Origin of the sequence: Microbispora hainanensis (assembly GCF_036186745.1) — a bacterium.
GTDB lineage: Bacteria > Actinomycetota > Actinomycetes > Streptosporangiales > Streptosporangiaceae > Microbispora.
This window is the reverse complement of sequence record NZ_CP108086.1, coordinates 2,044,878-2,064,697: the sequence shown is the minus strand read 5'-3', so window position 1 is coordinate 2,064,697 and position 19,820 is coordinate 2,044,878. Positions and strand designations below refer to the sequence as shown.

General features: G+C 70.3%; 18 protein-coding genes. 6 read left to right on the top strand and 12 right to left on the bottom strand.

What is annotated here, in order from left to right:
• Positions 1-20 precede the first annotated feature (20 nt).
• Positions 21-1,175 carry a hypothetical protein gene (locus OHB01_RS09395; RefSeq protein WP_328855223.1) on the bottom strand — a complete coding sequence of 385 codons (1,155 nt, stop codon included), beginning with the start codon at positions 1,173-1,175 and terminating at the stop codon, positions 21-23.
• A 539-nt stretch (positions 1,176-1,714) separates the two neighbouring features.
• On the opposite strand from OHB01_RS09395, the gene OHB01_RS09390 reads away from it, so the two are divergent.
• The 3 genes from OHB01_RS09390 (at position 1,715) to OHB01_RS09380 (ending at position 4,429) form a co-directional block, all read left to right on the top strand.
• A complete protein-coding gene (locus OHB01_RS09390; RefSeq protein ID WP_328855222.1) occupies positions 1,715-2,209 on the top strand; it encodes an HNH endonuclease signature motif containing protein in 495 nt (164 codons plus the stop codon).
• 398 nt (positions 2,210-2,607) lie between these two features.
• Positions 2,608-3,366 carry a glucose 1-dehydrogenase gene (locus OHB01_RS09385; RefSeq protein ID WP_147945372.1) on the top strand — a complete coding sequence of 253 codons (759 nt, stop codon included), beginning with the start codon at positions 2,608-2,610 and terminating at the stop codon, positions 3,364-3,366.
• Between the two features lie 16 nt (positions 3,367-3,382).
• Positions 3,383-4,429 (top strand): LLM class flavin-dependent oxidoreductase, encoded by a 1,047-nt coding sequence (locus OHB01_RS09380; protein WP_142652535.1) that lies wholly within the window; start codon positions 3,383-3,385, stop codon positions 4,427-4,429.
• Positions 4,430-4,471: 42 nt separating this feature from the next.
• Here the strand turns inward: OHB01_RS09380 and OHB01_RS09375 are convergent, their stop codons facing one another.
• The 8 genes from OHB01_RS09375 to OHB01_RS09340 form a co-directional block, all read right to left on the bottom strand.
• Positions 4,472-4,858, bottom strand: a complete 387-nt coding sequence (locus tag OHB01_RS09375; RefSeq protein ID WP_142652536.1) for an SCO5389 family protein — start codon at positions 4,856-4,858, stop codon at positions 4,472-4,474.
• Positions 4,859-4,954: 96 nt separating this feature from the next.
• Entirely contained in the window at positions 4,955-5,893 is a 939-nt protein-coding gene (locus OHB01_RS09370; RefSeq protein ID WP_142652549.1) for an ATP-binding protein, read from the bottom strand.
• Positions 5,894-5,977: 84 nt separating this feature from the next.
• The gene (locus OHB01_RS09365) at positions 5,978-7,489 is read right to left on the bottom strand and encodes a serine/threonine-protein kinase (RefSeq protein WP_328855221.1); all 1,512 of its coding nucleotides are present in this window, start codon (positions 7,487-7,489) and stop codon (positions 5,978-5,980) included.
• 63 nt (positions 7,490-7,552) lie between these two features.
• A complete protein-coding gene (locus tag OHB01_RS09360; RefSeq protein WP_142652538.1) occupies positions 7,553-7,945 on the bottom strand; it encodes an RrF2 family transcriptional regulator in 393 nt (130 codons plus the stop codon).
• 9 nt (positions 7,946-7,954) lie between these two features.
• Positions 7,955-8,917, bottom strand: coding sequence for a sulfate/molybdate ABC transporter ATP-binding protein (locus tag OHB01_RS09355; protein WP_142652539.1), 963 nt, complete (start codon positions 8,915-8,917; stop codon positions 7,955-7,957).
• Positions 8,907-9,704, bottom strand: coding sequence for a sulfate ABC transporter permease subunit (locus tag OHB01_RS09350; protein WP_142652540.1), 798 nt, complete (start codon positions 9,702-9,704; stop codon positions 8,907-8,909). The genes OHB01_RS09355 and OHB01_RS09350 overlap by 11 nt, the downstream gene beginning before the upstream one ends.
• Entirely contained in the window at positions 9,697-10,509 is an 813-nt protein-coding gene (gene cysT / locus OHB01_RS09345) for a sulfate ABC transporter permease subunit CysT (protein ID WP_142652541.1), read from the bottom strand. Before cysT ends, OHB01_RS09350 begins: the two co-directional genes overlap by 8 nt.
• An 11-nt stretch (positions 10,510-10,520) precedes the next feature.
• Positions 10,521-11,537 carry a sulfate ABC transporter substrate-binding protein gene (locus OHB01_RS09340; RefSeq protein WP_147945370.1) on the bottom strand — a complete coding sequence of 339 codons (1,017 nt, stop codon included), beginning with the start codon at positions 11,535-11,537 and terminating at the stop codon, positions 10,521-10,523.
• Positions 11,538-11,762: 225 nt separating this feature from the next.
• Between OHB01_RS09340 and OHB01_RS09335 the strand changes: the two genes are divergently transcribed.
• Positions 11,763-12,836, top strand: a complete 1,074-nt coding sequence (locus tag OHB01_RS09335) for a hypothetical protein (RefSeq protein ID WP_328855220.1) — start codon at positions 11,763-11,765, stop codon at positions 12,834-12,836.
• Here the strand turns inward: OHB01_RS09335 and OHB01_RS09330 are convergent, their stop codons facing one another.
• On the bottom strand, positions 12,837-14,252 hold the full coding sequence (locus tag OHB01_RS09330) for an LCP family protein (RefSeq protein ID WP_142652545.1): 1,416 nt from the start codon (positions 14,250-14,252) through the stop codon (positions 12,837-12,839).
• 173 nt (positions 14,253-14,425) lie between these two features.
• Entirely contained in the window at positions 14,426-15,439 is a 1,014-nt protein-coding gene (locus OHB01_RS09325) for a LacI family DNA-binding transcriptional regulator (protein WP_142652546.1), read from the bottom strand.
• A 222-nt stretch (positions 15,440-15,661) separates the two neighbouring features.
• Here OHB01_RS09325 and OHB01_RS09320 point away from each other — a divergent pair, with 222 nt between their 5' ends.
• Both OHB01_RS09320 and OHB01_RS09315 read left to right on the top strand, forming a co-directional pair.
• Complete coding sequence (locus tag OHB01_RS09320) at positions 15,662-17,431, top strand: ABC transporter substrate-binding protein (RefSeq protein WP_328855219.1); 1,770 nt, start codon at positions 15,662-15,664, stop codon at positions 17,429-17,431.
• Positions 17,432-17,500: 69 nt separating this feature from the next.
• Positions 17,501-18,493, top strand: a complete 993-nt coding sequence (locus tag OHB01_RS09315; protein WP_328855218.1) for an ABC transporter permease — start codon at positions 17,501-17,503, stop codon at positions 18,491-18,493.
• Positions 18,494-18,501: 8 nt separating this feature from the next.
• Here the strand turns inward: OHB01_RS09315 and OHB01_RS09310 are convergent, their stop codons facing one another.
• Positions 18,502-19,758, bottom strand: a complete 1,257-nt coding sequence (locus OHB01_RS09310; RefSeq protein ID WP_328854055.1) for an IS110 family transposase — start codon at positions 19,756-19,758, stop codon at positions 18,502-18,504.
• Positions 19,759-19,820: the final 62 nt, after the last annotated feature.

Genomic DNA, 19,820 nt, shown 5'->3' with positions numbered 1-19,820 from the left:
TCTGCGCCGCCGTCGTCGGGCTATCGGATGAGCAGGCCGGCCTGGCGGAGCCGATCCTGGTGGACCTGGCCGGCAAAGCGGGGGCGGCGGAGGTCGCCAAGGCCGGCCGCCATCTGCGGGCGGTGCTGGACCCCGATGGGGATGAGCGGGATGAGCGGGCCGATTACGGGAGGCGGTTCCTGCGGGTCCGCCCGGGCAAGGGCGGCGGCGTGGAAGGGGAGTTCTACCTGCCGCGTGAGGCCGGCGCCCGGTTGATGGCGTTGTTGCAGGCGTACGCCAAGCTGAGGGCACAGGGTGATGACCGCCCGCTGACGGTACGCCAGGCGGACGCCTTGATCGCCCTGCTGGAGCAGAAGATCGCCGCCGAGCTCCTCGTCGTGGTCAGCGCCGAATCCCTCCCCACCGACCCCGAAACCACCGACCCCACCGACGACAACCCACACCCCGCCGACGACACCAGCGACCCGGCCACCCAAGACCCCGCTGCCCCGGCCACCCAAGACACCGACCCGGCCACCCAAGACACCGCCGCCGACGACACCAGCGACCCGGCCACCGAAGACCCCGCTGCCCCGGCCACCGACGACGACGTCAGCGACCACTTCGTGGACCTCGGCGACAGCGCCCCCAGCGACTACATCCCCGACACCACCGGAACCACTGACGAGCCGGGCCAGGCCGACGACACCACCGACCACGCCGAAGACACGCGGGACGCCGCGGACTTCGAGGAAGGCCGGGACGACACGGGCGACCCTGCACCCGGCCAGGCCGACGACCTCGACAATGCCGAGGCTGAGGCAGATGCCGGTGCGGAGAGCGCCGACGACACCAACGCCTACGCCCCCGACGCCACCGGAAGCGCCGACGACCTGAGCCGGGCCGATGACACCGTTTCCGGCGCGTTGGGCGACCCCGGCGCTGCGGGCGGCGCTGACGACCCCGACATCCCGGAGGAGTTCGACACCGGCGAGGCTGAGGCGGATGCCGGTGCGGGGAGTGATGCAGGTGAGTGCGAGCTGCGCGACACCGCAAGCACCGCCTCTGCTGAGGGCGACCACACCGTGAACGCCGCCGCCGCCGAGGGCGGCGAGACCGTGCCCGCCAAGGTGGAGACGGCGACCGCGTTGCGGCCAAGTCTGGAACACCGCACACCGCGCGGCGCGCGTCAGCATGCCCTGCCGACGGTGACGGGCATGCGCACACAGCCCCTTCGGACACAGCCCCTTCGGGCGCGACGGCTTCGGGTGCGACGGTTTCGGACGCGACGGCTTCGGACGCGCCGCTATCACAGGCAGCGTGCTCGGAGGCTGCTCCATCGCACACAACGCCTTCGAAGGCAGCGCCTTCGGAGGCGGCGTGGCCGGACCCTCCGCCCGAGGACGCCTCCGCACGTCACACCCACGCCGGGCCTGGGCCTGCGGGGGACTGCCGGCGTGGCCAGAGCACGTGCCGGTGCGACGGCCAGGGCGCGTGGCGGTGCAGTGGCGAGGTGCGCTGCTCGCGTGCGACGCAGGCGTCGGGGACATCGGGACCGTCGGGAGCGACGCCCGGCGGGCCCGGACCGGAGCGGGAGACACCACCCGGATGGGCATCGGGAACGGCACCGGGAGCAGCTCCCGGGGCGTCACCCGGAGCAGCGCCAGGTGCGTCGGCGGGCACGACGCCCGGGGCGTCGGCGGGCACGATGCCCGGGGCGTCGCTGGGTGCGGCGTTGGGAGCGTCGGCAGGCACGCTGCCCGGGTCGCTGCTGGGGACGGCACTGGGTGCCTCGCTGGGAGGGCCGCTGGGGATGGTGCCGCCGGGGTTGTTGCTGGCGACGGGGCAGGTGCTGCCCGTCTCCAGCGTGCACCGGCTCGCCCGCACCTCGACTCTGGTGCGGATCGTCATGAACGCCGACGGGCAGGTCCTCGACATGGGCCGCAAGGTCCGTCTGGCGACTCCTGCCCAGCGGCGGGCCATCTTCGCCCGGTATGCCACGTGCTGGGTCGACGGCTGCCCCCTGCCCGCGACCATGTGCCAGATCGACCACGCCGACAACTGGAGCAGCGGCGGGCTCACGGACCTAAAGCTGCTGGGCCCGGCCTGCCAGTTTCACAACCGCGACCGCTACCAGCACCCCGACCGCTACACCCGCCGCAACGTCGGCGAAGACCGCTGGGCCTTCACCTACCACCGCCTCGGGCGAGCCCGACGACTACACGAGTGAGGAGGCCGAAGGTACGGGGGTGGGCAATGCGCAGGGCAAGCCCAGGCGACACGCGGACAGGCCCCGGAGGCTGCGGGCGAGAGGCGAGAGGCGAGAGGCGAGAGGCGAGAGGCGAGAGGCGAGAGGCGGGAGGCGCGAGCGTGGGCGACGCACAGGCCGGCCCGGGCGACGCACAGGCCGGCCCGGGCGACGCGCGGACAGGCCCGGCGGCTGCGGGAGTGAGTGAGCAGCGTAGGCATGCGGTGTAGGCGAGCAGCGCCCAGCGTTGCGTGGGGCTCGCCCGCTGGTCTGTGACGCTTGCCGGCCGGTCTGTGACGCCCGTCTGCTGCTCGGTGACACGACTGGGAGGGTGACTCGGAGTGAGTCGCTGTGATCGAATCGGGGTGAGGAGGCTGGCCATGTCACGGTTCACGGGGAAGTTCGCGGTGGTCACCGGCGCGGCGCGGGGTATCGGCGCGGCGATCGCACGGCGGTTGGCCGCGGAGGGCGCGGCGGTGGCCTGCGTGGACCTCACCGCGGATCGGTGTGCCTCGATCGTGGACGAGATCACCGTGACCGGGGGCAGGGCGGTCGCGTTCGGCTGCGATGTCTCCGACAGTGCTCAGGTCGAGGCGCTGGTGCCGGGGGTGATGGCCGAGTTCGGGCAGATCGACGTGCTGGTGAACAACGCCGGGCTGACCCGCGACAACCTGCTGTTCCGCATGTCGGAGGAAGACTGGGAGAAGGTCGTCGACGTGAACCTCAAGAGCGTCTTCCTCATGAGCCGGGCCGTCCAGAAGCACATGGTGGAGCAGCGGTCGGGAGCGATCGTCAACCTGTCGAGCCGGTCGGCGCTGGGAAACCGGGGCCAGGCCAACTATTCGGCGGCCAAGGCGGGCATTCAGGGGCTCACCGCGACCATGGCGATCGAGCTGGGCCCGTTCGGCATCCGGGTGAACGCCGTCGCGCCGGGGTACGTCGCAACGCCGATGACCGAGGCGACGGCCGTACGGCTGGGGGTGACGCCGGAGGAGCACCAGGCGACCATGGCGCAGGCCGTGCCGTTGCGGCGGGTCGGCCAGCCGACGGAAATCGCGTCGGTGGTGGCGTTCTTCGCCTCCGACGACGCGTCGTATGTCACCGGCCAGACGCTCTACGTCAACGGTGGCCCACGGTAGGGACATGGCCGCGGGCATGAGGATCGGCGTCTTCCTGGTCGCGGCGGGCTTCCCGGGCATGGCGCCGGGGGACGTGCTGCGTGGCACGGCGGAGGCGATCGAGGCGGCCGAACGGGCCGGGTTCGACGACGCCTGGATCGCCGAGCATCACTTCATGTCGTACGGCGTGTGCCCGTCGGCGGTGACGCTGGCGGCCGTGGCGCTGGGCCGGACCTCGCGGATCACGGTGGGCACGGCGGTCAGCGTGCTGTCGGCGCAGCATCCGGTCGCGCTGGCGGAGCAGGCGGCGATCCTCCACCACGTGTCGGACGGCAGGTTCCGGCTCGGCGTGGGGCGAGGCGGGCCATGGCTGGAGCTGGAGGTCTTCGGGACCGGTGTGGCGAGGTTCGAGCGGGGTTTCCCGGAATCGCTCGACCTGCTGTGCACGGCGCTGAACGGTGGGCCGGTGGGGGCGGACGGTGAGTTCTTCCGGTTCAGGGAGGTCTCGATGGTCCCGCAGGCCCGGATGTCGCCGGTCGTCGCCTGCACGTCGGACGCCACGGTCCGGCTCGCCGCCGAACGGGGGCTGCCCATGCTGCTCGGCATGCACATCGGCGACGACGAGAAGGCGGAGATGATCGCCGCCTACGACACGTACGCCGCCTGCCGGGCGGAACCGACAGGCCCGGTGGTGCACATCGGCGCCGCGCTCGGCTACGTGGCGGACACCACCGAGCAGGCCGTACGGGAGATGCGGGAGTCGCTGCCGCGCTGGCTCGGGCCGGGTCTGGCCGGCTATGTGCCCGTGGACGGCCGGCCGCCGCCACGGCGGAACATCCCGGAGTACGTGGACCTGCTGTGCCGGATCCATCCGGTGGGCTCGGCGGAGCACTGCGTGGAGAAGATCGTGGCCACGGCCGCGCGGACCGGGCTGCGGCATCTCATCCTGATGGTCGAGGGTGCCGGAGACCATGCGCGGACGCTGGAGAACATCGCACGCCTCGGCGCGGAGGTGCTTCCAGCCGTGCGAAACAAGGTCTCGCGAGAGCAAGCCGGGGGAGAGCGAGGCCCGGGGGCGGCGTGAACCGGAGCGCCGCCCCCGGGCCGGAGATGATCGGAGCCGGGATCAGCAGTCGACCAGTTCGGGGCTCTGGTTCAGGATCTGCGCGCGGGGAGTGACGAACTCCCGGTACGCCTCGGTGGCGTCGGGGCGGAAGACCGCGACGCGGTGGCAGTTCTGGAAGGCCAGCCGTACGCCGAAGTGCCTTTCGAGGGCGCCGCGCATCGCGTCGCTGGCCAGGCAGCGCAGCAGCTGACCACGAGCGGTCTCGTCGGGCGGCGGCACCTGGTTGTCGGCGAAGTCGGCGCCGGACCGGTCCCGCCGCTCGACCAGCGCGGTGATCGTCGCCCAGGCGTACGGCAGCGAGTCGCGGACGCAGGCGACGAACGCCGCGTCGTCCACCTCACCGGTGCGGGCCTGGTCGAGCAGGTCGTTGGACACGGACAGCGACATGAGCTGTTCTCCTCTCGGCGTCTGCTCAGAGAGCGGGGACGCAGTCGACGGTAGATCGAACTCCGTGGTCCTCCATCTGGCGCGGAGGCGACACGTTCATGAGGCGGCGACGGCGGGGCCGTACACGAAATCGGGGTCGATCTGCGCGACCAGGTCCTCTCCGGTGGCGCGGTTGGCCCACGCGCGGGCGTTCCTGATGTGGAACTCCGCCGCCTGCCTGCCGAACTTCGGCCAGTCCTTGGGCTGTGCGTCGAGCCGGTCGAGCATGGTGGCGAGGGCCAGGTGGGCGGCGGGCTCCAGGTCGTCGAGCGTGAAGGGCCGGCCCTGTTCCATGCCGCGTACGGCGGGGGAGTGGCCGAACCAGGTCAGCAGGTCGTCGCCGACGTGCTCGCGGAGGAAGTCGACGTCCTCCGGCGAGTGGACCTTGTTGCCCAGGACGGCGATCGCGACGTCGAACCCGGCGGCGTGGTCGCGGTATTGCCGGTAGACGCTCACCCCCTGACGGGTGGGCTCGGCCACCAGGAAGGTGAGGTCGAAACGGGTGAACAACCCGGAGGCGAAGGAGTCGGCCCCCGCGGTCATGTCCACCACGACGTACTCGCCGGGGCCGTCGACCAGGTGGTTGAGATAGAGCTCCACCGCGCCCAGCTTGGAGTGGTAGCAGGCGACGCCGAGGTCGTCCTCCTCGAACGGGCCGGTGACCATGAGCGAGACGCCCTCGGCGGAGCACGAGGGGAAGAACGGGTCTCCCAGCCGGATCAGCCGCGAGCCGCGCCCGGGCGGGGTCGTCTTGACCATGGACGCCGCGTCGCGGATCAGCGGGTTGTCGCCGCGCAGGTAGTCCTTGATCTCGGTCAGCATCCCGCCGAGCGGCGGCGGATGTTCGGCCGGGTCCACACCCAGGACCAGGCCGAGGTGCTGGTTGATGTCGGCGTCGATGGCGACGACCGGTCCTCTCCGCGTCGCGTATCTCGCGAACAGCGACGACAACGTGGTCTTGCCGCTTCCGCCCTTGCCGACGAACGCCACCCGCATCATGGCCCCCGATCAGGAATGAAAACCGTTGTCACTTTCACTGTGCGTCATCATGACACACACGACGGAGCGTGCGGGTGGATTTCAGGCCGCGGATGGTGACGGGGTCGCCGGCGGCGGCTGGAAGAGCGCGAGCACCCTGGCGAGCGTGGGCCGCAGGGTGTCCCAGTCGGCGGCGGAGGTGGTCCAGGTGAGCACGCTCGTCGCCGTGGCCGTGGAGATCACCCGGCGGTACTGGTGATACTCCACTCCCTTGGCCAGGTGGTCCCGCGCCGACGCCTTGCGCGGGGTCCAGGTGAACTCCCAGTCGGCGGAAGGACCGTGCTCGCCGTTCACGCTGCGTAGCCGCAGTTTGCGATAGGTCTTGGCCTCCGGACGGAGGATCTCCTCCGCCTCGCCGAGCGCTGCCAGGGGATCGGTGCCCTGCTGCGCGGTCACCTCGACCGTGAACACCGCCCCGCCGTCCCGGGAGCGCCATGAGATCGAGTAGGGCCCGTCCTCGCGGATCCAGCCGCGGGGCACACCGGCCCGCCAGCCGGCGTCGGACGTGTGCCATTTCAGCTTCAGCCGCCGCGCGGGCTGTCCAGAGGCCGACACCGAGACCGAGGGCGACAGAGAGGGCGACAGGGAGGGCGACAGGGAGGGCGACAGGGAGGTCGGAGCCGGGGTGGCCTTGCCGGGCCGCAGCCCCGCCCATCCTCCGACGGCCCAGCCTCCCACCGCGCAGGCGACGAGCACGGCCACCGCGATCCCGGTGACAAGACGGGCACGACCACGGCGTACGGGCCGGGGTGGGGCGGGCGGCTCGATCTCGGCGAGCAGGCGGTCGGCGGTCTCCGCGTCGATCCGCCGTCTGGGCTCCCGGGCCAGCAGCCCGGCGAGCACCGCGCGCAGTTCCCCGGGCACGTCCTCCGCCTGAAGCACCGGCTGCCCCTGCCCTGAGGGTCCCTGCATCACGGGCGGCCTGCCGGTGACGGCCGTGTGGAGGGTGGCGCCCAGCGACCACAGGTCGGCGGCGACCGTGGGCGGCCCGCCGGCGGCCCGTTCCGGGGCGAGGTACGCCTCGGCGTCACGACCGGACGCATCGGCGGAAGAGCCGGGAGAACCGGGCACCGACACGCCGAAGTCGGCGAGCACCACGCGTCCGTCGTGCGCGAGGAGCACGTTGGCGGGCCGGACGTCGCCATGCCGTACGCCGGCGGCGTGGGCGTGGGTGAGCGCGGACAGCACCGTGCGGGCGATCCGCGCGGCCTCGGCCGGGGGCAGCGGCCCGTCGCCGGAGACCACCCCGTCGAGCGAACGCGACGGGACCAGCTCCGTCACGACGTAGAGGGCGCCGTCCTCGTCGGCGACGTCGTAGACGGCGGCGATGTGGGGGTGACGCAGCCGCTCGGCCTGGCGGGCCTCACGGGAGATCCGCTGGGCGAGCCGCAACCGCGCGCTCTCGCTCAGGTTCGGAGGCAGCAGGACCTCGCGGATCGCGACGGGCCGGTCGAGCAGCGTGTCGCGGCCCTCCCATACCAGCCCGGAGCGGCCGTGGCCGAGGGCGCGGACCAGCCGGTATCGCCTGACGATGAGCTGCCCAGCAGTACCCATCCCGCCTGCCTCTACGCCCCGGCACGTTCCACCTGAATGTGGAGTCTTCCACAACTATCGGGATCAGAGGGGTGGAAGTGATCCGGTTGCGATGTGGGCGAGCGTGACCTCGGTGAGCGTCGCCTGCTCGTGGTCGCGCAGTGCCGTCCAGACGTCGCCGAGGGGCTCGGCGACCCCGTGGAACCCTTCGCTGGCCGGGGGCGCCCCCTCCATGATGAGGACGACGTCGGCGAGCGTGATCTGCTCGGCGGGCCGCGCCAGCCAGTAGCCGCCGTCGGGCCCGCGCTGGCTGTGGATGAGGCCGGCCCGCCGCATCTGCAGCAGGATGTTGTCGAGAAACCGCCGCGGAATGCGCTGCGCGGCCGCGATCCGCTCAGCCGGGACCGGCCCCGGCGCCGCCGCGGCCAGTTCGGCGGCGGCGCGCAGGGCGTATTGGGTCCTAACGGAAAGCCGCATTTCTCACAATCACAGCGCGAGTGCCAGGGACCGGGCGCCCGGGATGGGCCGCAGATGGACGGCGTCGCCAGGCCCGAGACCGAGCCGGTCGGCCTGCTCCCGGGTCACCTGGACCCAGGCGTCCTGCCCGCCGATCTCCACCTCGACGCGCACCTCGAAGCCGAGCCGTACGACGCGGGAGACCACGGCGGGCGAGCCGCCCTCGACGGGGTCGGGGCTGATCTCGATGTCGTGCGGGCGCACCAGGTTGCCGTCGATCTCGGTGACCGGGCCCAGGAAGCGCATCACGAACGGGTTGGCCGGGTTGTCGTACACCTCGGCGGGGCTGCCGGCCTGCACGACCTCGCCACCGGCCAGCACCACGATCGTGTCGGCGACCTCGATGGCCTCCTCCTGGTCGTGGGTGACGAACACGGTGGTGACGTGGACCTCGTCGTGCAGCCGGCGCAGCCACGTGCGCAGTTCCTTGCGCACCTGCGCGTCGAGGGCGCCGAACGGCTCGTCCAGCAGCAGCACCTGGGGCTCCACCGCGAGGGCACGGGCGAGGGCCATGCGCTGGCGCTGGCCCCCCGACAGCTGGGACGGGTAGCGGTCGGCCAGTTTCTCCAGGTGGACGAGCTCCAGCAGCTCCATGACGCGCTTGCGGATCTCGTCCTTGGGCCGCTTGCGGATTTCCAGGCCGAAGGCCACGTTGCGGAAGACCGTGAGGTGCTTGAAGGCGGCGTAGTGCTGGAACACGAAGCCGACGTTGCGCCGCTGCGGGGACAGCCGGGTGGCGTCGACGCCGGAGATCCGCACCGTGCCGGTGTCGGGCCGCTCCAGTCCGGCGATCACCCGCAGCAGCGTCGACTTCCCTCCGCCGCTCGGGCCGAGCAGGGCGGTGAGCGACCCCGCGGCGACATCGAGCGACACGTCGTGCAGGACGGGCGTCGTCCCGAACGACTTGTTCACGTCGCGTACCTCAATTGCCATCGATGCGATCCTTCGGGCGCAGGAGCTTGGTGAGCAGCAGGGTGACCACGGCGATCAGGGCGAGGGCCGTGGCGGCGGCGAACGCGGCCGGCTGGTCGAAGTTCTGGAACCGCTCCTCCACGAACAGCGTCAGCGTCTGGGTCTGGTCGACGAGGCGGCCGGAGACCACCGCGACCGCGCCGTACTCGCCGAGCGAACGGGCCAGGCAGAGCACGATGCCGTAGCCGAGGGCCCAGCGGATGCCGGGGAGCGTGATGCGGATGAACGCCTGGAGACGGCTCGCCCCCAGCGTGTGCGCGGCCTGCTCCTGCTCGTCGCCGAGCTCCTCCAGGACCGGCACGATGGCCCGTACGACGAGGGGCAGCGCCACGAACACCGTGGCCAGCACCATGCCGGGGGTGGAGAAGATCACCTGGATCCCCCAGCTCTCCAGCAGGCCGCCGAAGGGGGCGAAGCGGCCGTACACGAGGATGAGCGCGAGCCCGACGACGACCGGCGAGACGGCCATCGGCAGGTCGATGAACGCCCCCAGCAGCCGCTTGCCGGGGAACCGGTGCCGGACGAGCAGGATCGCGGTGAGGACCCCGAAGACCGTGTTGGCCACGACCGCCCATCCGGCGACCGTCACCGTGACCTTGAACGCGTGCAGGGCCGACGGGGAGGTCAGGGCCTCGACGAACGGCCCCAGCCCGTCGCCGAAGGTCCGCCAGACGATCAGGATCACGGGCAGGACCAGCAGGAACAGGACGTAGGCGACGGCGACCAGGCGCAGGGCATGCTTAGCCACGGCGGCTCCCCCATCGCTGCAGGACGTCGAGGGAGATCAGCGCGACCAGGGCCACCACGAGCAGGACCGTCGAGATCGCGGCCGCACCGGTCGTGTTGTCGCCCTCGATCTGGCTGAAGATGTTCACCGCCGCCACCTGTGTCTTGAACGGCAGGTTGCCCGAGATGAGCACGGTCGAGCCGAACTCGGAGATCGCCCGGGTGAAGGCGAGCGCGGTGCCGGAGAGCATCGCGGGGATCAGGTTCGGCAGGATGACCCGGCGGAAGGTCTGGAACGGCCCCGCGCCGAGGGAGGCCGCCGCCTGCTCCATCTCCGTGTCGAGCTCCAGCAGGACCGGCTGCACGGTACGGACGACGAACGGCAGTGTGACGAACATCAGTGCCAGCACCACTCCGGCCCTGCTGTAGGCGAGGTTGATCCCGAGCGGGGACTGCGGGCCGTACAACGCGAGCAGGACGAGACCGGCGACGATCGTCGGCAGTGCGAACGGCAGGTCGATGATCGTGTCGAGCACCCGCCGGCCGGGGAAACGGTCGCGGACCAGCACCCAGGCGATCGCGGTGCCCATGACCAGGTTGATCAGGGCGACGAGCGCGGAGGCGCCGATGGTCAGGGTGAGCGCCGCCCAGGCGTCGGGGGTGGTGACGGAGCGCCAGAAATACCCGGGCCCCTGGTCGGCCGAGCGCCAGACGACGGCGGCCAGCGGGATCAGGACGATCAGGCTCAGGTAGAGGACCGCGACGCCGAGGCCGGCGGCGGTGCCGCCGGCCAGGCGCCGGGCAGGTCGTACGGTGATCGCGGTCACTTGCGCGTCACTTACTTCTCGGTGGCCACGCCGAGCTTGCGCTCGATCTCCGCGACCTTGCCGGTCTTCGAGTCGAAGAACTCAGATGTGATCTTGTCCCAGCCGCCGAGGTCCTGGATCGTGAAGAGCTGCGGCGGCGTCACCCAGTTGAAGCCGGTGACACCGTCGATCACCGGGCGGTAGCCGTTCTTCGCGAAGATCGTCTGGGCTTCGGTGGTGTAGAGGAACTTCAGGAAGGCCTGGGCCTCCTTGGGGTGGGCGCTGGTCTTCGTCACGGCCACGGGGTTCTCGATGAGGAGCGTCGCGTCCGGGATGGTGTAGTCGAGCTCCTGGCCGTTCTGCTGGGCGAATATGGCCTCGTTCTCGTACGTGAGGAGCGCGTCGCCCTTGCCGCCGGCGAAGGTCTGCAGCGCCTTGCGGCCGCTGTCGTCCTGGACCGGCACGTTCTTGAGCAGTGCGTCGAGGTAGGCGAGCCCGGCGGCCTGGTCGGCGCCCTTGTTCGACTTGGCGCCGTAGCCCGCGAGGAGGTTCCAGCGCGCGGCGCCGGAGGTGAAGGGGTTGGGGGTGAGCACCTCGACGCCCGGCTTGACGAGGTCGTCCCAGGTCTTGAGGCCCTTCGGGTTGCCCTTGCGGGTGCCGATGACGACGACGGAGTCGGTGAGGATGCCCTTGGTGGGGCCCGAGTTCCAGTCCTCCGCGACGATGCCGGCCTTGACCAGCCGGGTGATGTCGGTCTCCAGAGAGAACTCGACGATGTCCGCCTTGAGGCCGTTCGCGACGGCCCGGCTCTGGTCGCCGGACGCGCCGTACGACTGAGTGAAGGTGATGTTCTTGCCCTCGGGCGTCTGCTGGAACGCCTTGATGACGTCCTCGAACGCCGCCTGGGGAGTGGAGTAGGCGACCAGCGCCAACTGCACCTTGCCCCCGCCGTCGCCCCCGGCGGCGTTGTCGCCTCCCCCGCAGGCGGTGACCAGGGTGGTCGTCGCCACGATGGCGGCTGCGATGGCCCCGAGCCTGCGCACTCTCATGCCTGTCCTCTATTCCGGAGATTCCTACCTAGTCAGTCGGATTAGTCGATATTAAAGACCGTTCCAGCAATCCCGTCAAGTCCGATGGGTTTGCTGGGGTTGTTACGGACGTGACAAATCTGCTTCCAGTGATTGTTGTGAAATTTCCAGACAGGACGTGTCGACCAGTGCTAGGAACGTTCGCTATTGGGACACGACCCAAAAGCTCACTGAGGAAGGACCTTCATGCGCGACCCGGTCACCGAGGACGCCTACGAGCAGGACGGCTCCTACCTCCGGCCGTATATCCCGGGCGAAGGCCAGTACGGCGGGGAGGGAGACCGGTTCTGGTCCGAGGAGCAGGACGAGCACGCGCTCGGCGGCGCGCCGGGCGATCAGGGCGACGTGCTGTCGGAGGGCTGGCGGCCCGAGCAGCCCGCGCAGACCCCCGCCGACCACGCCGACCAGGATGACTACGCCGCCGGACGCATGCCGCGGTTCCGGTCCGAGGAACCGTCGACCGGCGAGGAGTACGGCACCGAGTACGGGCGCACCGAGTACGCGAGCGGCACCGAGTACGCGAGCGGCACTGAATACGCGGGTGGCAGGGAGTACACGGGCGACGGTGACACCGATCCCCGTGGCTTCCTCGGCTCCGGCTGGCGCAACGCCCCCGACGAGGATGACGACGACGACCGTCCCCGGCGCGGCGGGATGCTGCTGCGCGCCGGTCTGATCGCCGTCGGCGCCCTGGGCGTCATCTGGGCGCTGGCGCTGTGGGTCGGGCAGCCCTCCGGGGATGAGTGCGCGGGCGGGACGGACTGCGCCGCCAAGGCGGGCACGGCCGCGACGGCCCCGGCCTCGCCGGCCGCCGACGACGCCGCGGCCGGGGACTCCGACGCGGTGTCCACCGACGAGCCCGTCGACGAGGCGATCGACGAGCCCACCGACGAGCCCACCGGCGGGGTGCCGACCGACGCCCCCACGTCCGCGCCCGCCCAGACCCGGCCCGCGACGTCCGGAACGTCGGCGCCCACGGCGTCGTCCGCGCCCACCCACGCGTCGCGCTCCCACGCGCAGGACCCCGGTTCCCAGGGCGGCGACACCCCGCGCCCGTCACGGTCGCGCGTGGCGGTCGACACCAATGACCATTCGTCCGCCGGTGACCGGTCGGACGAGCAGACCTCGGGGACGGACACCGGGGACGACACGGATTCCACCTCCGATCCGGCCACCGAGCAGCCGACCAGCGCGCCCGCTCCCACGCAGGAGTCGTCGGGCGGCCGGGGCGGCGGCCTGTTCGGCTGGCTCTTCGGTTAGTCAGCTGGCCGTGCAGCTGTCCTGAGTGGCGTCGAAGCCCTCCACGTCGTCGAGCGTCTTGGGGGGCTTCAAGCCCTGCCAGTCGGCCCCGATCCCGAGGATGAGGGTCTGCGTGGTGCCCGTGCGCACCAGGCGCGACCGCGACTTCTTGAGCTCGCGGAACAGCCGGGACGCGCGGCTCTCGCCGTTCGACGAGTACGCGACGAGGGTCTTGGGGTACGGCTTGGGCGCCTGTTCGACCTTGACGATGTGGTAGCCGCGCTGCTCCAGCTCGGCGGCCACCTGGGTGCCGAGCCCCTGCTGCCCGCTGCCGTTGCGGACCAGGATGTGGATCTGCGACTTGGGGATCTTCTGCTCGCCGCTCTTGACGTTCTTGGCGATCTGGTCGGCGGCGACCATCTTGAATAGGCGCTGGGCCTGCGGCTGCACCCACTCGACCCGGCCGGGGTTGGTGATCGAGTAGCGCCACGGGGTGGTGACGAAGCGGATTTGCCCCGCGGTCAGGCCCTTCGCGCTCATCGCGAGGTCCTTCATCACGCCGACCGTGAGGTCGGGGTCGGTGGTGATCGACTTGGTCACCGCGTCGAGGAACCCGAACAGCGTCGTGGGGTTGGTCAGCGTCTCGCCGCTCATGGCCTTCTTGGCCATTGAGGCGAGGAACATCTGCTGGCGCTGGATGCGGCCGATGTCGGAGCCGTCGCCGAGCGAGTAGCGGGCGCGGACGTATCCGAGCGCCTGCTCGCCCTTGAGGGTCTGCTTGCCCGCGGGGAGGTCGAGCAGCGCCTTCTTGTCGTGGACGGCCTGCGGCAGGCAGACCTGCACGCCGCCGAGCGCGTTCACCATCGCCTTGAAGCCGGTGAAGTCCACCTTCACGAAGTGGTCGATGTGGATGTCGGTGAGGCCCTCGATCGTCTTCCAGGTGCAGGCGATGCCGCCGGAGTTGAACGACTCGTTGATCATCCCGATGTGCGGCCGCTGACCCGGCAGGTTGCCCTTGGCCGGGCAGGCGGGGAGGCGGACGAGTGAGTCGCGCGGGAAGCTGATCAGCACCGCGCCGTCCCGGTTCGGGGAGATGTGCGCCACGATGATCGTGTCGGTGCGCTCGCCGGGGAACTTGCCATATTTGGCGTTCGCGCCGTTGCGCTGGTCCGAGCCGACGATCAGCACGTTGAGCGCCTTGCTGATCTTCTGCGGGCGGGCCTTGCCTCCGAGGTCCTTCTGGGTCACCGTCTCGTGCTTGACGTTGCCGCTCAGCTTGACGTACCCGCCGACGGCGAAGGTGGCGGCGCCGGTGAGCACGCCCAGCGCTCCGGACAGCGTGACCCATAACCATGGCCGCCATTTGGGCGGCGTCCGTTGCGGCGGCGCCGGGAGGTCCTCCGCCGGGGGCGCGGGACGGACGTCGACGTGACCCACTGTCGTGCTCCTGAGGGTCGGACCAGGCGTTTCTCACCTGGTCGAGAGCCAGTAGCGGCAAACGGGGCCAAGTGTAGCGATCTCCCCTGAACGTCACCTTTAGAACCCGATAACCATCCTGTAAGTGGTGATCAAGCCCGTCCGCCCCGGCTGCCCGGAGACGTCGCCGGAGGCTAGGGGGGCGGCGCGGTGCTGCCGCGGGTGGTCAGGCGCGGGGCCTCGTCCTCCAGGGGTTCGGCCTCCACGCCGTCGATCAGCGCGAGCAGGCGCTGCGCCGCGTGCGCGCCGTACGCCGGGATGTCGCGGGTGAGCACGGTCAGCGGCGGACGGACGACCTGGCAGAGCGGGGAGTCGTCCCACGCGACGATGGACAGGTCGGCCGGCACGTCGAGCCGCATCTCCTGGGCGACGGACAGGCCGGCCACGGCCATGATGTCGTTGTCGAAGACGATCGCCGTGGGCCGCTCGGGCGAGCTGAGCAGCCGCCGGGCGGCCCGCGCGCCCTCCTCGCCCGTGTAATCGGTGTGCACGATCGGGCAGGCGTCCAGCCCGAGGCCCGCGCAGACGTCGTCGAACGCCCGGTCGCGGATCGCGGTGTGCGACAGCCGGGGGAGCCCGGCGACGCGGGCGATCCGCCGGTGCCCGAGCGCGACGAGATACTCCACCGTCTCGCGTACGGCCGCGCGGTCGTCGGCCCAGACCGACACGAGCGATCCGGCGGCCGAGGGGTGCCCGAGGACGACGACGGGCATGCGCATCTCCTCCACCTGCGGCACGCGGGAGTCGTCGAGGTGGAGGTCGACGAGGATCGCGCCGTCCACCCGGCCCTCTCCCCACCAGCGGCGGTAGACGCCCATCTCGGCCTCGTGGTCGCCGACCACCTGGAGCAGCAGGGCGTAGGAGCGGGCGGACAGCTCGGCCTCGATGCCGCTGATCAGTTCCATGAAGAACGGCTCGACGCCGAGGAACCGGGCGGGCCGGCACAGGGCGAGGCCCACGGCGTGCGCGCGGGCGCCGTTGAGCGCCCTGGCCGCGATGTTCGGGCGCCAGCCGATCTCGTTCGCGATGGCCAGGATGCGGGCCCTGGTCGCTTCCGACACCCCCGGCTGGCCGTTCAGGGCGTACGAGACCGCGCCCTTGGAGACTCCCGCCTGCCGTGCGATGTCCGCGATGGTCGGTCTTCTCACGTGTCCCCTCGGCTGAACCGGTCCAGTGACCCTCACCTTACTACCGTTACTTTGCCTACATCTTCCCCTATTGACACCGGCGACATCCGGATTTTACGGTCTCGGTACTTATCCGGTTCAGCACCTACGGCACAGCGAGCGAGCGGTGCGGACCGCAGATCATCGGGGCCTGGCAGGGATTGCGGACCCCGCGCGGTGTCGCGTGGGGGAAGGAGAGTCACCATGCGAAACCGAACGCGGTTCTTTATACCGGTGCTGGCAGCCGGCCTGTTAACCGCGGCGTGCTCGGGCGGCGGAGGGTCGTCCACGCCGACCGGCCCGGCGGCCGGAGGCGCGGCGGGAGGCGGCGCGGCCGCGGGCGGCAGCGGCGGGGCGTTCCCCCGCGACGAGACCCTCTACACCAGCGGCACCCAATGGGGGCCGCCCGCCAACTGGAACCCGCTGCGCGAGTGGGACTTCGCCACCGGCACCAAGGGCCTGGTCTACGAGACGCTGTTCATGTACGACCCGAACGCCGACAAGTTCACGCCGTGGCTGGCCGAGAGCGGCCAGTGGACCGGCGACCTGGAGTACACGCTCAAGCTGCGCAAGGGCATCACGTGGTCGGACGGCAAGCCGTTCACCGCCGACGACGTGATCTTCACGTTCGAGCTCGGCAAGATGGAGACCGTCCCCTATCACCCGCTCTGGGACTGGATGAAGAGCGCCGAGAAGGTGGACGACTACACGATCAAGTTCACCTTCGTCACGGCCAACCACCAGGAGTGGGCCAACCACCTCTACAGCCGGGCCATCGTCCCCAAGCACCTGTGGGAGGGGCGGTCCGAGGACGAGGTGATGAACGGGGTCAACGAGAAGCCCGTCGGCACCGGCCCGTACGCGTACTATTCGCACGACCAGGACCGCATGGTCTGGGTCAAGCGTGACGGCTGGTGGGCCACGAAGGCGCTGAACAAGGACGTCAAGCCCAAGTACATCGTCGACATCGTCAACTCCAGCAACGAGGTCGCGATGGGCCTGCTGCTGCAGAAGGGCCTCGACCTCAGCAACAACTTCCTGCCGGGCATCGCCAACCTGGTCAAGGGCAACTTCGGCATCAGGACCTTCTACGACCAGCCGCCGTACATGCTGCCGGCGAACACCACCTGGATGTGGTTCAACACGGCGAAGAAGCCGATGGACGACAAGGAGTTCCGCAAGGCGGTCGCCTACGCCATCGACACCAAGAAGATCGTCGAGGGTGTCTACGGCAACCTGGTCAAGGCGTCCGACCCGTCCGGCCTGCTGCCGCAGTGGGACAAGTACGTCGACAAGAACGTCACCTCGACGCTCGGCTTCTCCTACAACCCGGACAAGGCCAAGCAGCTGCTCGCCGACGCCGGTTACAAGGACCGCAACGGCGACGGGCTGGTGGAGTCGCCGAGCGGCGCCAAGATCTCGCTGAAGCTGATCGTGCCCGCCGGGTGGACCGACTGGATGGAGGCGGCCCGGGTCATCAGCTCCAGCGCCAAGGCCGCGGGCATCGACATCGAGGCCGACTTCCCCGACTACAACGCGCTCGTCGATGTGCGCAACCAGGGCAAGTTCGACCTCGTCCTGAACAACGACAAGCAGCTCGCGAACACCCCCTGGCTGTACTACGACTACCTGTTCCGGCTGCCGGTGCAGAAGCTGCAGAGCACGACGAACTTCGGCCGCTACGAGAACAAGCGGGCGTGGGAGCTCACGCAGCAGCTCGACCAGGTCAAGCCCGAGGACGTCGAGGGCATGAAGAAGATCACCTCGGAGCTGCAGAAGATCCAGCTTGAGGACATGCCGGTCGTCCCGCTCTGGTACAACGGCCTGTGGTCCCAGACCACCGACTCGACCTGGAAGAACTGGCCCACCAGCGCGCCGGACGCGCCGAAGTATCCGCCGACGGTGTGGCGCAACTGGCTGGAGATGGGCGGCACGCTCATGCTCACCGAACTCCAGCCGGCCTCCGCAGGCTGATCTTCTCGCGCCCCCCTTCCATCCCCTGCGTACGGGAGGGGGGCGCCGTTCTGCGACCGGGAGGTCGAATTGCGCCGCTATTTCGGCAGAAAACTACTCATCTACGGCCTGACGTTCTTCGTGGCCGTGACCATCAACTGGATGATCCCGCGGTTCATGCCGGGCGACCCCGTGTCGAGCATGCTCTCGCGGGCCAACGTCGCCCAGCCGGCGGCCGTCGAGGCCATGCGGGCGCACTACACCGCGATGTTCGGCTTCGACCTGCCGCTGTGGCAGCAGTACCTCAACTTCTGGGGCTCGCTGCTCAAGGGCGACCTCGGCATCAGCATCTGGCTGTTCCCGACGCCGGTGTCCGACGTCATCGTCAGGGCGGTGCCGTACACGCTGGGCCTGCTGATCCCGTCCATCCTGCTGAGCTGGTTCGCGGGCAACCGGTTCGGCGCGTTCGCCGCGCGGCGCAGGTGGCTCGACAACAGCGTGCTGCCCGTCGGCTACGTGCTGACGGCCACGCCGTACATGTGGCTTGCGATCCTGCTGGCCTGGGCGCTCGGCATCGTCGCGGGCGTGTTCCCGGTCGCCGGGGCCTACGGCTTCGACCTGCAGCCGTCCCTGTCGTGGACGTTCGTCGGCAGCCTCGCCGAGCACTGGTTCCTGCCGTTCGCCTCGCTGTTCCTGGTCGCGTTCGGCGGCTGGGCCATCGGCATGCGCAACATGATCATCTATGAGCTCGAGGCGGACTACGTCAACTACCTGCGGGCGCTCGGCGCTCCGGCGCGGCTGGTGCGGCGCTACGCCTTCAGGAACGCGATCCTGCCCCAGGTGACCGGCCTGGCCCTGCAACTCGGCGTGCTCGTGGCGGGCGCGCTGGTCACGGAAATCGTCTTCAGTTATCCCGGGCTGGGGCACCTGATCCTCCGGGCCATCCAGAACCAGGACTTCTTCCTGCTGCAGGGCACCTTCCTGTTCATCGTCATCGGCGTGCTGATCGCCAACTTCGTCATCGACATCGCGTACGTCCTGGTGGACCCGCGCACCCGTACGGGGATGGGGGAAGCTGCCTAATGCTTTTGTCAAGCCACCGCAGCCCGGACATGGCTAGGGTCGTACGGCCTCCTGTGCCGCAGAATCGCGTGCAGGACGTTGACACGGCGGCGGGCCAGGGCGATGAGGGCCTGGTGATGCCGTTTGCCTGCGGCGCGTTTGCGGTCGTAGAAGGCCCGGCTGGCCGGGTCGCAGCTGATAGCGATGAAGGCCGACTGGTAGAAGACCCGCTTGAGGGCCTTGTTGCCTGCCGTGGCGCGCTGCAAGTAGCGGACCTTGCCCGACTGCTTGAGCACCGGGGCCAGGCCCGCGGCCGAGGCGAGCTGGTCGGGGCTGGCGAATCGGGCAATGCCGCCGGTTTCGGCGAGGAACTCCGCAGTCAGGGTCGCCCCCATCCCCGGCAGGCTGAGGATGAGGGCCGCATCAGGGTGGCGCGCCAGCACCTCCTGGATGCGCGCATCGAGCTGGGCCAGCCGTTCACGTCCGGCCAGCGCTTCGGCCGCCAGGTCGCGGATGATGTCCGCAGCCACCGTCTGCCCGGGGACGGCGATGTGCTGGGCTGCCGCGGCGTCGATCGCCGCCTCGGCCAGCGCTCGGACCATCGACGCCTTCACATGCCGCACCTGGCGCAGATGGGCCAGTACGTCCTCCAGCCCGGCGTCGCGGATCTCGGCCGGAGTGACAAAGCGGGTCAGCAGGTGGAGACCGAGCTTGCCGGTGACATCGACCACTCGCTCCAGGCCGGGGTGGATCGAGGTGAGCAGATCCCGCAGGCGGGCGGCCCGCCGGGTGGCGTCGGTGACCAGCTCCGCACGCCGGCCGACCAGCAGCCGCAGTTCGGCGTCCAGTTCCCGGCCCGGCTGCACTGGTCGCAGGTCATCGCGCATGCGCACCTGATCGGCGATCACGCGGGCGTCCTTGGGGTCGCTCTTGCGCTCCCCGCCCACGGTGGCGCGCCGTGCCCGGTTGACCGCCATCCCCGGCACATGGACCACGGCAAGGCCCGCGTGCAGCAGCATCGCCTCCAGCAGGCCGGCGATACCACCCAGCACGTCGATCCCGACAGTGGCCGGGCCGTGCTCGGCCTGCGCGACGGTGATGTGCTCGATCAGCTCGCCAATGGCACCGGGGGCGTTGTCGAAGCGGCGGCTGAGCAGCACCTTCCCGGTCTCAGCGACCTTGATCTCGGCCCAGTGGAACTCCTTGGAAACGTCGATACCTACAGCGACGGCCATGCCACTCCTTCCTCTCCCGTCACTGCCATGCAGCCTCTCCTCGCCGTCCATGCCCTACATAGCGATCAATCGCAGTGCCTAATCAGCGGTCAAGGAGAAGCGACGAGGCAGGG

Excerpts from the sequence above, each read along its gene's own strand:
- OHB01_RS09385 (WP_147945372.1), top strand. The coding sequence starts at position 2,608 with ATGTCACGGTTCACGGGGAAGTTCGCGGTGGTCACCGGCGCGGCGCGG.
- OHB01_RS09380 (WP_142652535.1), top strand. The coding sequence starts at position 3,383 with ATGAGGATCGGCGTCTTCCTGGTCGCGGCGGGCTTCCCGGGCATGGCG.
- OHB01_RS09310 (WP_328854055.1), bottom strand. The coding sequence starts at position 19,758 with ATGGACGGCGAGGAGAGGCTGCATGGCAGTGACGGGAGAGGAAGGAGT.
- OHB01_RS09320 (WP_328855219.1), top strand. The coding sequence starts at position 15,662 with ATGCGAAACCGAACGCGGTTCTTTATACCGGTGCTGGCAGCCGGCCTG.
- OHB01_RS09340 (WP_147945370.1), bottom strand. The coding sequence starts at position 11,537 with ATGAGAGTGCGCAGGCTCGGGGCCATCGCAGCCGCCATCGTGGCGACG.
- OHB01_RS09365 (WP_328855221.1), bottom strand. The coding sequence starts at position 7,489 with ATGGGTACTGCTGGGCAGCTCATCGTCAGGCGATACCGGCTGGTCCGC.
- OHB01_RS09335 (WP_328855220.1), top strand. The coding sequence starts at position 11,763 with ATGCGCGACCCGGTCACCGAGGACGCCTACGAGCAGGACGGCTCCTAC.
- OHB01_RS09375 (WP_142652536.1), bottom strand. The coding sequence starts at position 4,858 with ATGTCGCTGTCCGTGTCCAACGACCTGCTCGACCAGGCCCGCACCGGT.
- OHB01_RS09370 (WP_142652549.1), bottom strand. The coding sequence starts at position 5,893 with ATGCGGGTGGCGTTCGTCGGCAAGGGCGGAAGCGGCAAGACCACGTTG.
- OHB01_RS09355 (WP_142652539.1), bottom strand. The coding sequence starts at position 8,917 with ATGGCAATTGAGGTACGCGACGTGAACAAGTCGTTCGGGACGACGCCC.
- OHB01_RS09360 (WP_142652538.1), bottom strand. The coding sequence starts at position 7,945 with ATGCGGCTTTCCGTTAGGACCCAATACGCCCTGCGCGCCGCCGCCGAA.
- OHB01_RS09395 (WP_328855223.1), bottom strand. The coding sequence starts at position 1,175 with ATGCTGACGCGCGCCGCGCGGTGTGCGGTGTTCCAGACTTGGCCGCAA.